The organism is Corynebacterium sp. UMB9976, assembly GCF_030212265.1.
GTDB lineage: Bacteria > Actinomycetota > Actinomycetes > Mycobacteriales > Mycobacteriaceae > Corynebacterium.
In genome coordinates, this window is record NZ_JASODY010000138.1 from 1 (window position 1) to 251 (window position 251).

Below are 251 nucleotides of genomic sequence, written 5' to 3' on the forward strand. Positions count from 1 at the left end.
TCCACAAACAAATATTAGCATAATTTTATACTTTTCCATGGCATCTTTTTTGTCCTAGAAAAGCTTGATTAAAAATGAACGTTTTCTCGGAATTCCCTGGTGGTCCAGTGGATAAAACTCTGCATTCTTAATGCAGGGGGCCCGGGTTCAATCCCTGGTCAGGAAACTAGATACCACATGCTACAACTAAGACCTGGCTCAGCCTAAATAAATAAAAAAAGAAAGAAACTCATTGAAACTTCAAAGTAAGA

The 251-nt window shown here is 37.5% G+C and carries 1 tRNA gene; it reads left to right on the plus strand.

The window, feature by feature from the left end:
• Nucleotides 1-93: 93 nt before the first annotated feature.
• Nucleotides 94-166 (plus strand) — tRNA-Lys (locus QP140_RS10130).
• Nucleotides 167-251 lie beyond the last annotated feature (85 nt).